Annotated in this window: 10 protein-coding genes and 3 pseudogenes; all 13 read right to left on the bottom strand. The window is 46.2% G+C overall.

Going from position 1 to position 14,627, the window contains the following annotated elements; genetic code table 11:
• Window positions 1-121: 121 nt before the first annotated feature.
• The 13 genes and pseudogenes from rpoD to ybeY all read right to left on the bottom strand — a co-directional run bounded on the left by rpoD (window position 122) and on the right by ybeY (window position 14,615).
• Window positions 122-1,258: an RNA polymerase sigma factor RpoD gene (gene rpoD, locus RE628_RS08555; RefSeq protein WP_309158351.1), complete on the bottom strand. Its 1,137-nt coding sequence runs from the start codon at window positions 1,256-1,258 to the stop codon at window positions 122-124.
• 44 nt (window positions 1,259-1,302) lie between these two features.
• Window positions 1,303-3,121: pseudogene (dnaG, locus tag RE628_RS08550) on the bottom strand (DNA primase).
• Window positions 3,122-3,251: 130 nt separating this feature from the next.
• Window positions 3,252-3,702, bottom strand: a pseudogene (locus tag RE628_RS08545) (DUF188 domain-containing protein).
• 22 nt (window positions 3,703-3,724) lie between these two features.
• Complete coding sequence (glyS, locus tag RE628_RS08540; RefSeq protein WP_309158350.1) at window positions 3,725-5,803, bottom strand: glycine--tRNA ligase subunit beta; 2,079 nt, start codon at window positions 5,801-5,803, stop codon at window positions 3,725-3,727.
• Window positions 5,796-6,683, bottom strand: a complete 888-nt coding sequence (gene glyQ, locus RE628_RS08535; RefSeq protein ID WP_309158349.1) for a glycine--tRNA ligase subunit alpha — start codon at window positions 6,681-6,683, stop codon at window positions 5,796-5,798. Before glyQ ends, glyS begins: the two co-directional genes overlap by 8 nt.
• Window positions 6,684-7,329: 646 nt before the next feature.
• Window positions 7,330-8,078, bottom strand: a pseudogene (gene recO, locus RE628_RS08530) (DNA repair protein RecO).
• A gap of 38 nt (window positions 8,079-8,116) precedes the next feature.
• Window positions 8,117-8,263, bottom strand: coding sequence for a YqzL family protein (locus tag RE628_RS08525; RefSeq protein ID WP_309158348.1), 147 nt, complete (start codon window positions 8,261-8,263; stop codon window positions 8,117-8,119).
• Window positions 8,264-8,583: 320 nt separating this feature from the next.
• The gene (locus RE628_RS29560; RefSeq protein ID WP_375143101.1) at window positions 8,584-8,790 is read right to left on the bottom strand and encodes an integrase core domain-containing protein; all 207 of its coding nucleotides are present in this window, start codon (window positions 8,788-8,790) and stop codon (window positions 8,584-8,586) included.
• 10 nt (window positions 8,791-8,800) lie between these two features.
• Complete coding sequence (locus tag RE628_RS08520; protein ID WP_309158347.1) at window positions 8,801-9,511, bottom strand: DDE-type integrase/transposase/recombinase; 711 nt, start codon at window positions 9,509-9,511, stop codon at window positions 8,801-8,803.
• A complete protein-coding gene (locus RE628_RS08515; RefSeq protein WP_309157525.1) occupies window positions 9,502-9,825 on the bottom strand; it encodes a transposase in 324 nt (107 codons plus the stop codon). The genes RE628_RS08520 and RE628_RS08515 overlap by 10 nt, the downstream gene beginning before the upstream one ends.
• A 574-nt stretch (window positions 9,826-10,399) precedes the next feature.
• Entirely contained in the window at window positions 10,400-11,308 is a 909-nt protein-coding gene (gene era / locus RE628_RS08510) for a GTPase Era (RefSeq protein ID WP_309158346.1), read from the bottom strand.
• A 161-nt stretch (window positions 11,309-11,469) separates the two neighbouring features.
• Entirely contained in the window at window positions 11,470-11,844 is a 375-nt protein-coding gene (locus RE628_RS08505) for a diacylglycerol kinase family protein (RefSeq protein WP_309158345.1), read from the bottom strand.
• Window positions 11,844-14,615 (bottom strand): rRNA maturation RNase YbeY, encoded by a 2,772-nt coding sequence (gene ybeY, locus RE628_RS08495; RefSeq protein WP_375143059.1) that lies wholly within the window; start codon window positions 14,613-14,615, stop codon window positions 11,844-11,846. The genes RE628_RS08505 and ybeY overlap by 1 nt, the downstream gene beginning before the upstream one ends.
• Between the last annotated feature and the right edge of the window lie 12 nt (window positions 14,616-14,627).

Here is a 14,627-nt window from a genome sequence, read left to right as displayed (position 1 = left end):
AAGCACTTCCATAAATGAGGAATGGTGTCTACTTCCTTGATGAATAAGATACAACAAAGCGGCTCAGGTCATGATGAAAAAAATAGACCTTGCTGCCTGGCCGCAGAAGGTCTATTCAACGCTATTCCAGGAAATCCTTAAGCCGTTTGCTGCGGCTTGGATGGCGAAGCTTGCGGAGCGCCTTCGCTTCAATCTGGCGAATTCTCTCCCTAGTTACGCCGAATACCTTGCCGACTTCTTCCAAGGTTCTGGTCCGGCCATCGTCAAGACCAAAACGTAGACGAAGCACATTCTCTTCCCTCTCGGTAAGAGTGTCAAGGACATCCTCAAGCTGTTCTTTGAGAAGCTCGTAAGCCGCGGCATCCGCAGGTGCTAAGGCCTCCTGATCTTCAATGAAATCGCCCAGATGGGAATCATCTTCCTCACCGATCGGCGTTTCCAGAGATACCGGTTCCTGCGCGATCTTCATGATCTCACGGACCTTCTCCACGCTCAGATCCATCTCTGCGGCAATTTCTTCCGGAGCTGGTTCACGGCCTAGCTCCTGTAATAGCTGCCTAGATACTCTGATCAGCTTATTAATCGTCTCAACCATATGAACTGGGATCCGAATCGTTCTTGCTTGGTCGGCAATCGCACGGGTAATAGCCTGACGAATCCACCATGTCGCATAAGTACTGAATTTGAAGCCTTTTGTGTGGTCGAACTTCTCAACCGCTTTGATGAGTCCCATATTACCTTCTTGAATCAAATCAAGGAACAGCATCCCGCGTCCCACATAACGCTTGGCAATGCTGACAACGAGACGCAGATTCGCCTCAGCTAGACGGCGCTTCGCTTCCTCATCGCCATTCTCGATCCGCTTGGCAAGCTCCATCTCATCTTCAGCTTTCAACAGAGGAACGCGACCAATCTCCTTCAAATACATCCTTACGGGGTCATTAATCTTGATACCCGGTGGAAGCGATAGATCATCGTCATAATTGAATTCATCATTGTTCTCATTATTCTCATTATCTTCGTCATCGCTTCGTTTAGTTAGTTCTTCATCGCTATCACCGTTCACATCAATTCCAAGATCTCCAAGCTGCTCGAAAAATTCATCCATCTGCTCAGGATCCTGATCGAAGGGAGACAGCTTCTCCATAATTTCTTTGTAGGTCAGAGAAGACTTCTTCTTTCCTTGTTCAATCAAGCGCTCTTTCACTTGATCTAACGTCAAATCCGTTTCTAGTTCAGTATGTTGATCATTCGCCATATCGGGCTCCCTCCTCCCTAGAAACATCCAAAGATCCAAACCTCTTACTGTCTCTCTAGGGCAATAATCTCACTTGCAATTTGTGCCGCGCGTAAAAAGTCACCGGCTCGTTCGGACGAGACCATTTCTTCTTTTTTGCGCTTAATTTGTTCCATCAAAGGATAACGCTTGATTTCCCGGATGCAATCATCCAACTCCAGAAAGCTCCAATCTCTCGGAATGTCCATCATAGCGATCGCTACTACGGTCTTCTCAAGACGATCATCCTCAAGCGAAGATACAACCGGCTTGCATCCGGTTCTTTCCCCTGCGCATAGTAGGCGTATAGATAAGCAGCAATTGCCGCATGATCATCGATGTTAAAATCATCTCCAAGATGCTTGCTCACATACTGGGCAACCTCTTCATCTTGAAGCATATAGAAAAGCAATCTTCGCTCTGCGACCTGATAAGCAGGCAGCAACGTCGGCATAGACGCCTGCCCCGTTTTATGCCTACCATTATTCCACCTTTTGGCCTTATTATCCCCTACAGGGGCCTTTTTTTGCATAGCCTGTCGCAATTCATTACATTCCTGCTTCAGACTGTCAAATGATACCTGCAGATCAGCAGATAAATCCTTCAAATAGATCTCGCGTTCTGTAGGTGAAGGCAAGGGGGCTATAATTTCCAGAGCATCTTTGATATAAGCAATCTTTCCGTCTTCCTCTAGCAGTATATGGTTTTTTTTCAGATATATAAGCTTAAATTTGACGGATGTAACAGCTCCATCCAACACTTGCGATTTGAAACGCTCGGGTCCATATTTCTGAATAAACTCATCTGGATCGAGCCCATCGCTAAGCAGGGCAATTTTCGTATTGAAGCCGACTCCTTCCAGAATCGGTATACTCTTCAGGGCAGCGGCCTGTCCGGCGTTATCGCCGTCATAACAGACGATCACCTCATCCGCCAGACTTTTCATAATATTAGCATGACTCTCGGTTAACGCTGTACCCATCGTGGCAACGCCATTATGAACCCCTGCATCCCATGCACTGATTACATCGCCATATCCTTCGAAGAGGACAAATTGCCTTGTTTTACGAATATCAGTCTTAGCCTGATGCAGGTTATACAACGTCCGACTCTTGCTAAATAATCTACTCTCTGATGAATTCAAGTACTTCGGCTGTCCTTCACCAAGAATTCTGCCAGCAAAAGCAATAACCTTCCCTGTTCGATTATGGAGGGGAAAGATAACTCGATCACGGAAGCGATCCACAAAACCAGTTCCATCCTGCTTGGAGGAGATCAAACCGCCCTTCTCCATCATATTTAGATCGAAAGAGCGCTTGTCCAAAAACTGAACGAGTGTATCCCATCTCGCAGGTGCATAACCAATTTGAAAAGTATCGATCGCTTTGTCATTGAAGCCTCTTGACCTCAAATATTCCAAGGCCGGTTTGCCATGCTCCGTATTCTTCAATAAATAATGATACAGCTTGGAGGTCCATTCATGAGCTTGCAGCAACTGCTCAAGTTCCTGATCCCGCGGTGACCCGCCCTGGCCTCCCATTCCGTCTTCAAACGGAATATGTGCCTCTTCCGCCATGACTTTTACGGCCTCGGGAAAGTTAATCCTTCGATTTCCATCCTGAATTTGATGGCATTTCCGCCTTTACCACAGCCATAACAATGGAAGATCTGCCGTTCGGGTGTGACCGTAAAAGAGGGTGTCTTCTCTGAATGGAATGGACATAGCCCTTTCATATACTTACCCTGTTTCGTCAGATGAACGTGTTTGCCAACCGTGTCGACGATATCATGTTGCCGCAAGACTGCCTCGATGACTTCCTCCGGAATTCCTCTTCCGGTACTCATCTAAACCACCTTCATCTTTCAATAGGTCGTTCAAAAATTGAACTTTTTGAACCCACACCTAAAGTTAGAATATTTTACAGCCGAACTAAAGCCGCTAAATGACTTCTAACACGTAATAAATTCGCTAAAATTAGTTATTCTCCTGCAAATCTTGCAAAAGTTTTGACAATATATATTGGAAGTGCTCACGGTCTGCATCGGTAAAAGGTTTAGGGCCCTTGGCATAACGCCCGCCGCGCCGTGCTTTGGCATGATAATGCCTGCGTTCAAGCAAATAATCAATATTCCCGGGTGAAATAATTCGCCCCGGGAGACAATGTTCTACAATGTTTGGCTATCGTCAGAGCAGCGAGTCCATAATCCTGGGTCACCACGATATCATCCTTGACGATATGATTGGCAATATACATATCTGCACTCTGGGAGCTCCGGTCGACATGGATAATTTGCACTCCCTGTTCTGCCCGAAGCTCGTGATCATAAGAAGAAACCATCAGCACATGCGCATCAAAAGCATGGGCTGTCTCAACAATTTCCCGTTTTACCGGACAGGAATCCGCATCCACGACAATTCGAGCCATTTGCCGAGTTCCTCCATCATTTTTATGCCCAGACCAGTTTGCCAAAATCAGCAAACACTTTAAGGTCTTCGTCGATAGCAGCCAGCAGCGCCAAACGGTTGGTACGGATCTCTTCGTCATCCGCCATAACCATGACTTTTTCGAAGAAATTCGTAATAGCCGCTTGTAATCCACCAAGCAGATTCAAAGCTTCCGCTTCGTGTCTTTCCGCCAACTTACTGCGATAATCTTCCGTTATCGACCGCCATGCATCATAGAGTTGTTGCTCGGCAGGATCGCTGAGCAAGTCAAAGCGAACCTTCATCGCTGATGCTTTGGCAGCCAAATTGCTTACACGACCGAACGATTCAACCGTCACTTTGAAGTCTGCCTGATTCGTTACCGCATCCATCAAAGCAGCGCCGCGCTGTACAACAGAGACGACATCATCATATCCAGCTGCGATAACCGCATCGACAACATCATATCGTAAGCTATCGGAGAGTGTCTTTTTCACACGCAGACCGAAGAATTCCAACAAGTCGCGCATGATTTCTTCCTCAGTACGCTTCAAGCCGCGGAAGCTCGCATGGGTCTCCAGCGAAATTTTGAAAATATCGTTCAGGCTAACAGACAATTTATGTTCCAAAATAATCTGTACAATACCTGCCGCTTGACGGCGTAATCCATATGGGTCCTGTGATCCTGTCGGAATAATACCGATCGAGAAACAGCCGGTAATAGTATCTATTTTATCCGCAATGCTAACAATTGAACCAATCTCCGATGCCGGAACTTGATCCCCGGAAAAACGAGGCTGATAATGTTCAAATACAGCTCGAGCCACAGCTTCAGGCTCTCCAGCTTTACGGGCATAATCCTCACCCATAACGCCTTGCAGCTCTGGGAATTCACCCACCATTTGCGTCACCAGGTCGAATTTGCAAATTTCTGCTGTACGGCTGATCATTTCAGCTGCACCAGATTCAACATTAAGCAAATGTGAGAGCTTCTCAGCATTGCGACGGATGCGACGCACTTTATCCCCTACAGTTCCGAGTTCTTCATGGAAAACGATGCTCTCCAGCTTGGACAATGCGTCCTTGATCTGCAGCTTTTGATCCTCTTCATAGAAGAACTTAGCATCGGACAGACGTGCGCGCAGTACCTTCTCATTACCACGTGAGATGATGTCGAGATTCTCGGCGTTTCCGTTACGTACCGTAACAAAATAAGGAAGCAGGCCTCCTTCATTGTTCAATACCGGGAAGTAGCGCTGATGCTCACGCATGGAAGTGATGAGTACTTCCTTCGGAATATTCAAGAAAGACTCCTCGAACTTACCATATAGAGCGGTAGGTGTCTCTACAAGGAACAAGACTTCTTCCAGCAAATCATCTTTAACTGCGATATTCCAACCTTTCTCGGAAGCCAATGCAGCGATTTGTTCCTCGATTAGCTTCTGACGTTCATTGACATCAACAATTACATGTTGAGCGCGCAATGCTTCTACGTAATTGGCTGGTTCTGAGATGACCGTATCCTGACCAAGGAAACGATGTCCTCTTGTCATGTTCCCGGATTTAACACCGGCGATTTCCAGATCGATTACTTGTTGTCCATACAGAGCAACGATCCAGCGGATCGGACGCACGAATTTAAAATCGTGGTTGCCCCAGCGCATATTTTTTGGGAAATTCATTGCGTGAATAATGCCCATCAGACCTTCGGCTACGATAGAAGCTGTCTCCACTCCTGTGCTACTCTTGCTGACATAGACATATTCGGTTCCTCCCAGATCCTTGAAGGTGAATTGATCTGGTGTCGCTCCTTGGCTACGAGCAAATCCAAGTGCGGCTTTACTCCACTCGCCATTCTCGTCCAAAGCGATTTTCCGGGAAGGTCCTTTGACCTCTTCATGAACATCTTCCTGCTTCTCAGCTACATCCTTAACAAGTACAGCCAGACGACGTGGTGAAGCGTAACTCTCAACAACACCATGGGTAATCACTGAATCATCCAACCATTTGCTCATCCGTTCCGACAACTGCTCCATCGCCGCGCGAATAAAACGGGCTGGCATCTCCTCCAAACCGATCTCAAACAATAAATCTTTAGACATGTGCAGCGCCCCCTTTCTCAAGCATCGGGAATCCAAGTTTCTCGCGTTCCTCCAAATATGTCGCTGCTACTTGACGGGCCAGATTACGAATCCGGGTAATGTAGCCGGTACGCTCCGTAACACTGATCGCCCCTCTAGCATCGAGCAAGTTGAATGCATGCGAGCATTTCAGCACATAATCATAAGCTGGGAATACAAGATGCTGGTCCATCGCTTTGTTCGCTTCCTGCTCATACATGTTGAACAAGGTGAACAGCATTTTTACGTCCGACAACTCAAACGTATATTTCGAATGCTCAAATTCTGCTTGGTGGAACACATCGCCATAGCTTGTCCCCTCAACCCATTCCAGATCGAACACATTCTCTTTATCCTGAATGTAAGAAGCAAGACGCTCCATACCATAAGTAATCTCTACTGCAACAGGATTTGCCTCGATGCCACCAACCTGTTGGAAGTAAGTAAATTGTGTAATCTCCATGCCGTCGAGCCAAACTTCCCAACCAAGACCCCAAGCGCCAAGACCCGGATGCTCCCAGTTATCCTCTACGAAGCGAATATCATGCTCCAATGGATTGATTCCAAGACGCTTCAGACTCTCCAAATAAATCTCCTGAATATTGTCAGGGGAAGGCTTGATGATGACTTGGAACTGGTGATGCTGATACAAACGGTTAGGATTCTCGCCGTAGCGTCCGTCTGCAGGACGACGGGAAGGCTCCACATAAGCAACTCTCCATGGCTCTGGTCCAATCGAGCGGAGGAAAGTCATCGGATTAAGTGTTCCTGCTCCCTTCTCCACATCATACGGTTGCACGATAATACAATTTTGCTCCGACCAGAATTGCTGCAGGGTCAGAATCATTTGTTGGAAATTCATGAACCACAACTCCTTTGTTTATTTATGCGAAAATATAGGCTGAACAGAAATCATTCAGCTTAACTTCCGGCGTCCGGAAGAGTACGCAAAAAAGCTCCCTTCCTCCACGCCTGTAAACAGACGTAGGGACGAGAGCTGTAGCTTTCCCGCGGTTCCACCCTACTTGATTTGCTAATCCTCAAGGAAGTTCAAAAAGTCCGCTTTTGATCACGAAGTATTTCAGGATAGTGATCTCGGCATCGAATCTTGAATTCACCCGGGCCTAAGCAAATGCTTACGAAGTTATGTTTCCTACGGAAACATCTCAGGTGCTCACGTACCAACTACGCACGCTCCGCTCCTCATGCCCTAGCTTCATCCAACCTTCTCGGTGCTGAAAACCGACCTTTTTGAACATTTATCTAAAAGAAAATTCAGCAAATCCGCTTTTCACGAACAATTCTTCATGCTCCCGGGCTGCCATTTCATGGGCCAATCCGACCGGGCTTGCACCTCCCCCGGCTCGCTACTTACGGACGTTAACTCCATTACTTGTCCCGCTCAACACATGAATCTCCATATAAGGGATGCTCAAAAAAACCGACCTTGTTGAACACACACTAAACGGAGAAATTCTTATAAATTATAAATAATTATAAGTAGTTTGTCAAATATTATACTTGTTCAGTTGATCCAGTACCTGAAGCGATTTCAGCTTAAGCCCCAGTTGAATATCCATAAAAGAACGCATCAATTCCTTCAGTTCTTGTCTGGTACTATCCTTCACAGTGATATTACCTAGCCTTCTCATATCCATCTTCTCAAACAGCGTCAACAATTTATAAGTTCCCGCTGTAATTTCTCGCGCTGCGGGATCATGGTGCCGGCATCTACGGCATAATTTACCCCCAGCCGAGGGCTCATGAATGTGGAATCATCCTCAGTTCCGCAGTTTACACAAGCGCTAAAGGAAGGCCCATACCCCGCTGCCTGAAGCACTTTGATCTCATATAGATGCAGAACGATCTGCGGATCTTTGCCGGATGAAAGCGCATCGAGACAGGCCTTCAATTGCGTGAACCAGAAGCGTCCGATTTCTTCATCCTGCAGAGTACGATCCAGCAACTCGCAAGCATAGGAGGCATAGGCCGCTAGGAATAAATCCTCACGCAAAGAAAAGTGAGATTCAATGATCTCACCTTGATTCAGCGTTCCTAAACCGCCGTTCTGACGGAAGAACACATATTCACCATAAGTAAAAGGCTGCACCATGGCTGCCAACCGGCTCTTCACTTTCTTAGCACCGCGTGCCATAACGCCAATTTTCCCATTATTCTCGGTGCATAGCGTGACGATTTTATTGCCTTCGCCATAATCCACACTGCGGATGACGATTCCTTCTACTCTATATAACATACCTGTTCCCCCAACCTCGCTGACGCCATATCAAGCGATTATTCAGCCGCCGCTTCTTCCTCCTCAAAGCTCAGTTCCTCAACCGTACTGGCTTCTTCACCTAAACTTCCGCCAGTCTCTTTATATAATAAATAAGCATCGACATCTCCCGTCATTGCAAAATACTTCCACGAAAAATCTCGCATTCGTATTCATCCTCTCTTCGGAAATGACGTCTGCATCTACAAAGATAGGATGTGCTAGATGACATGATCTATGCGTTGCAATTCCTCCCAGCTTTAAAGGTAGTTAAAAAGTCAGCTTTTGATCACGAAGTATCACTGTTAGGCTATTCGACTTCGAATCTTGAATTCACCCGGGTCTTACGGTACTCACGTACCAACTACGTACGCTCCGTTCCTCAGCCCCTAGCTTCATTCAACCTTCTCGGTGCTGAAAACCTGCCTTTTTAACGGTTCAACCCCCTAAGTTTGGACACTTTCCACATCATGCTTAGGAAAACACATCATAATGCAATATTCTTTGGGTTAATCAGGCCTGTGGTCACTAAACGCAAATATTCCTTGGGCGACCAATCGTAAAGACTACCGTGGATGCGTTCTGTATTGTAGTAACGAATAAACCGGTCGACCTCTACAAAAGCCTCTTCGTAGGTTTCAAAGCAATTCCGCTGGTAACATTCTTGCTCTACAATACTGTGGTAAGACTCAATAAAAGCATTCTTATTTGGCGTTTGGTTGGGGATCCTTTTCGTGCTCTACGCCTACTTGCTCACAAAAGGCATGGAACGCTTTGCTAATGAATTGCGGCCCATTATCCGTTCGAATCACTAGCTTGTGCTCTTGTTCATGGATTCTACGCTTAAACAGCGCTTTCTGGACTGTACGTAAAATGTCTCCTGTGCTACAAACCTTTCCGCGGTGATGAGCGACAATGCTCCGGTCAAACACGTCAATGATACTGGCCAGGTAAAAATGTCGGCGCTTGCCGGCTACGTAACCATACTTAATGTCCATTTGCCACAGCTGGTTTGGTCCATTCACAATACGGTTATTGGCAAGTTTTCTGGGTACGGGATTCCTCAACTCTCGTTGTGGATGGAGAATCCCCATTTCTTTACAGAGGCGGTAGGTCTTCTTTTTGTTAATAATTAGCCTGTATTTTCGCCGTAACAACGTCGTTAGTTTCCGGTAGCCGAAGGCGGCGTTAGGGCCTTGAATCAAACGTCTGAGGCTCTCCTTAATGCGAGCATCTCCTACTTTCTTTCCATCTTTGTCATAGGAGAAGCCTGGTATAGGTCGACCGCTGCTAATAGGCTGCTGGCGCTCAGGATGCTTTAACCGATAGTAATAACTTGAACGCGGAACTCTACATAGAAGGAGAACCTTTTGAACAGGATACCCTTGCTGAATCCAGTGGATAGCTACTTCCAATCGGGATACTTTTTTTTTACCAAGTCCCGCAGAATGCTGTTCTCAAGCTCTTTTTCTCCTAGTAGTTTCATAGCACCGTCGTATTTCTTCTGCAGTTCCTTGTAATTAGCTGCATCCTGTTTCATTTTTTCTGCATCGTTTTGCTTCTTTGTCATAAGATCACCCACCTCATCCTGATACTGGCGAACCCATTGGCTTAACGTTCTAGGAGACATTCCATACTTCCGGGCTACCATCTCCGTTCGATACCCGGAAAGCACCTCTACCACAAGCTCCTTCTTCGTCTCATTGGGGCACCTAAATCGTCTTTTCATGGACTAACTCCTCACTTATTTTAGTGTATCTGAGGTGGATTAGAGTGTCCAATCGGATTAGGGGGCTAAATAGTTAACACTCATTGAAACGGTAGTTAAAAAGTCAGCTTTTGATCACGATCACGATGTATCACCGTTAGCTACTCGACTTCGAATCTTGAATTCAGCCGGGTCTTCCGGTACTCACGTACCCACTACGTACGCTCCGTTCCTCAACCCCTAGCTTCATTCAACCTTCTCGGTGCTGAAAACCTGCCTTTTTAACACTCATTTGAAACGGTAGTTAAAAAGTCAGCTTTTGATCACGAAGTAATACTCTTAGATTATTCGACTTCCAATCTTGAAAACTGCATAAATGCAGGCTTTATCGCCCAAAACCACCTGGTCTTAGTAAATTCCTGCAAATGTGCAGGCTTTCGTCCCTGTCTCCAGTATTTAAGCGAATACGGAGAAAATAACTGCATTTTCGCAGGAATTTACCAACTCAGGTCAAGATACTAGCTAAATCCCTGCAAATGTGCAGGTTTTTCTAGTGCAAAGACGTATAAGGCAACCGACCAATGCCCCAAGAACCTTAAGCGTCTCTATGAAAGCCCAGATCTTTCAGAACTCTGTCTTGGTTACGCCAGTCCTTCTTCACTTTGACCCAGAGTTCGAGGAAAATCTTCGAGCCAAGCAGCCTTTCGATATCCATTCTCGCCCGTTTGCCAACTTCCTTCAACATTGCGCCTTGTTTACCGATAATGATCCCTTTCTGTGAATCGCGCTCTACGAAGATCACAGCACCCACATAGACAACCCCATTATCTTGAACACGCATATCTTCTATCGTCACCGCGATGGAATGTGGAACTTCCTCACGTGTCATATGAAGAATTTTCTCACGAATCAGTTCGGCACATACAAATTGCTCCGGGTGGTCCGTAATTTGATCTTCAGGATAATACTGAGGGCCCTCCGGCAAGTACTTACCGAGTTGCTCAAGCAACGTATTCACATTATTGCCCAGCATCGCCGAAATTGGAACGATTTCAGCGAAGTCGTGTAGCTTGCTATACTCCTCAATCAACGGAAGCAGAGCCTCTGGCTCTACACGATCGATCTTGTTCAGCACAAGTATAACTGGTGTTGACAAACCCTTAAGTTTCTCGATAATAAAACGGTCGCCTCCACCAAAGCCTTCTGCAGCATCAACGAGGAATAATACAGCCTCAACTTCTCCAAGCGTGTTCAACGCGGTCGTGTTCATAAAGTCTCCAAGCTTTGATTGACGCTTATGAATACCTGGCGTGTCCAGAAATACAATCTGCATTTCATTGGTCGTATAGACTCCGTGAATTTTATTCCGCGTCGTCTGTGGTTTGTCGGACATAATAGCGATTTTCTGACCAATAACTTGGTTCATCAATGTTGATTTACCGACGTTTGGACGGCCGACGATAGCTACAAACCCCGATTTAAATTTAGATTTAGATTTAGTCATATATGCAATCCTTTCATTATTCGTTAATCGTGATTACTACTCCATAACCTTCAATCATAAGTTGCCTCATTCCTCAAGCTACAATGCAGAGGATACTGAGTGTATACGAGGATTATAGAGCACTTTAATCAATTCCACCTCTAGTCAGGCATTTACTGGCATTAATTCATACCAAGCCAATTCATTACAGGCTGATAGAATAATAGCACAGCTACGAGAACTGAGAATATCGCTGCTACAAAAACCGCTGCGGCTGCCGCATCCTTGGCGATCTTAGCCAACTTGTGCCAATCCGGACTGATCAGATCAACCGCCTTCTCAATCGCCGTATTCATCAACTCCATGCAGATCACTAGTGCAACCATAACAAGTAGTAGAGCCATGTCCCTTAATGAGAGTTGAAAAAACAACGCAGCCAGCATCACTAAGATGCCGGCCAGTACATGAATACGCAGATTGCGTTCTGTTCGTAAAGAATGGATGATCCCCTCAATTGCACAGCTGAACACATCGCTCCATTTACGCTTCGATTTCATTAGCGGAGCAGTCCTACCTGTGCAAGAACCGCTTCCTGCTTGCCCATCATTTCTGCTTCGCTAGCTTCATCCTGATGGTCGTAACCGAGCAAATGCAAGAAGCCATGCACGAATAGAAAGCCGATTTCCCGATTAAGAGAATGACCGTAGTCTTCGCTCTGTAATTGAGCACGCTCGACAGAGATAATAATATCGCCAAGAACGTCAGTCATAGCATCCAGTTGATCCGCTTCCTCTTCATCATCCACCTCATATACGATTTCCAGTTCATCATCAAGTGACTCCTGCATCGCAAAGGACAATACATCTGTTGGCCGATCAATTCCGCGATATGTCCGATTCAGTTCATGAATATTCTCGTCATCGACGAAGGTTAGGGCTACCTCACCTTCCGTAACCCCTTCAGCTTCGCCTGCCTTTTGCAATAATGTATCTAATAACGCGATCAAATCATCGCTGATTTCTAGCTTGTCCTGCTCATTGCTCCACTCTAATTTAAGCGCCATTTCCTTCCTGCCCCTGTCATTCTCTTCTTCCGCCGCTTTTGTCTTCTTCATCTGCTCCGGATATTCAATCCGGGAATGGAAGATCCCCATCACAGTCTCCTTCAACGTCTTAGCGATGACATCAAGCTCACGCATCGTCAAATCGCATTCGTTGAATTGGTGATCGTCCAAACGGCTCTTAATAATCTTCTCAATCATCGTCTCAACCTGTTCCACCGTCGGCTTGCGCAGCGAGCGTACAGCCGCCTCCACACTGTCGGCAATCCCAACTACGGCCGCCTCTTTGGATTGAGCCTTAGGACCGTGATAGCGGAAGTCCTCCTCCGTGAATTCAGGCTTGACTCCCTGCTCCTCAGCCAAAGTCAGCGCCTTATGGTAGAAATAGTGCAAGCATGTCGTCCCATGATGCTGTTCGGCAATGTCCCGAATTGGCTTGGGAAGTTTGTATTCCCTCAACATTTCAACACCATCCGTCGTATGAGCAATAATGATCGACTTGCTCAACTTCGGATCGATGAAGTCATGCGGATTCTCCATATTGTTCTGATTCTCGATAAAATAGCTTGGCCGCTTCGTCTTGCCAATATCATGATAGTACGAGCCCACTCGGCATAATAGTCCGTTCGCACCAATCGCCTCAGCTGCCGCTTCCGATAGATTGCCGACCATTACGCTATGATGGTAGGTCCCCGGTGTCTCGATCAGCAGCTTGCGCAGCAGAGGATGGTTCGGGTTCGACAATTCTACCAGCTTAAGCGCAGATAGAATTCCAAAGGTAACTTCGAAGAACGGCATTAGACCAATGACAAGAATCGTCGTCAGTAAGCCTCCGGCAACAGCAAAGCCGATCGTATACAACGTGCTGGATTCTGTCCAACCGTTATTGTCAAGCAGGATCAGTGTAAAAGCCGAGAATGACCCGAACAGACAAATCATAATACCCGCCTTTAACAACGTTGAGCGCTGGCTGGCCCGATGGATCGCGAAGATCGCGGCAAAGGAAATCACGATCGTAAAGAAACCAAAGTTGAAATCAAAAATCTGTCCTTTGTGCACATTCAGGATTACACTCGCCAGGATACTGAACAAAAAGGTACAAATATAAGCAAGCTGCAAATCAAGCAGCAATGTAATCAGCATAGTCCCAACAGCAACCGGCGCAAGGAAGCCGACATATATTCGCTGTTCATTCTGCAGAATAGAGGCTAGATGCATCGAGATAATCGTTATCACAATGATCATTAACAGCATAACAAACTGCGAATTATTATATTTGAAGCGGCTGACGCCCTCCGATTGACGGATATACATTATCAGTCCTAAAGCGAGCAGGGCGGAGAGCATGACAAGGGCAAATTGCGGCCAATAGTTGACCTCATTCTTAAGCAAGCCATTCTTGTCAAGCAAGCTGTACATCTCTTCAGTGATTTTCTGCCCCTTGGCAACAAGTACATCTCCTTGCTTAATAAAGACGGTAGGAGTATTCTCCCGGGCATCTACCTTTGCGGCCTTGGTCGCTTCTTCATCATAGAACTTGTTCGGAGTAATCACCAGACGAACTAGCTCCTGCACAACCTCACGGGATACCCGCTTGCTTAAGGAACTAGTACTTACCATCTCAGCTACCTTCGACCTAGCTGTCTGTGCATCAACGATCTGGTCCGTCATAAGCCGTGAGACGATCTCCGCAGCTACCGGCTTCATCTCATTGATATCCTCAAGCGTCAAGCGCGGTATCTTAATAAAGGTCTCTTCGGAAATATGATACTGTTGTTCATTAATACGATCCGAAGCTTCTTGAAACAGCGTAGGCGAATAGTCGTTCGAATTCCGATTATTCTTGATAAAGTTCTGTATGTAATCCTTAACTCGCTGTGGCAATTCTTCACGATAAATCTTCGTCTTATCTTCGGTGGACACTTGATCATCCTGATTCAACCGGGTGATCCGATCAAGGATTTGCCCAATAAGAATCTCATTACGCATTGGAATGATCGTATAGGCTTGTCCTATCTTCTCGGCCGCTTCCTCCTGGGCCTTCAGTGTCGCTTTGGTGTCCGGAATATCCATCGGAGCTAGAATCTCTTTATCACTAGGCAAGCCAACCGCAATATCATAGGTTTCAGGCAATAGCTTGGACGCCATGCTCACATACAGGATTACAATCAAGAGTACATACAAAATATAGCGCACCGTCGCGCTATATCTCCATCCTGCAGCCTTCGATTGAAACTTGCTCTTTTTTTGCATTTCATTTGAGGTCATAGAGATAGCCCT

The organism is Paenibacillus sp. D2_2, from assembly GCF_031199965.1.
GTDB lineage: Bacteria > Bacillota > Bacilli > Paenibacillales > Paenibacillaceae > Fontibacillus.
This window is presented reverse-complemented; position numbering and strand designations above follow the sequence as displayed.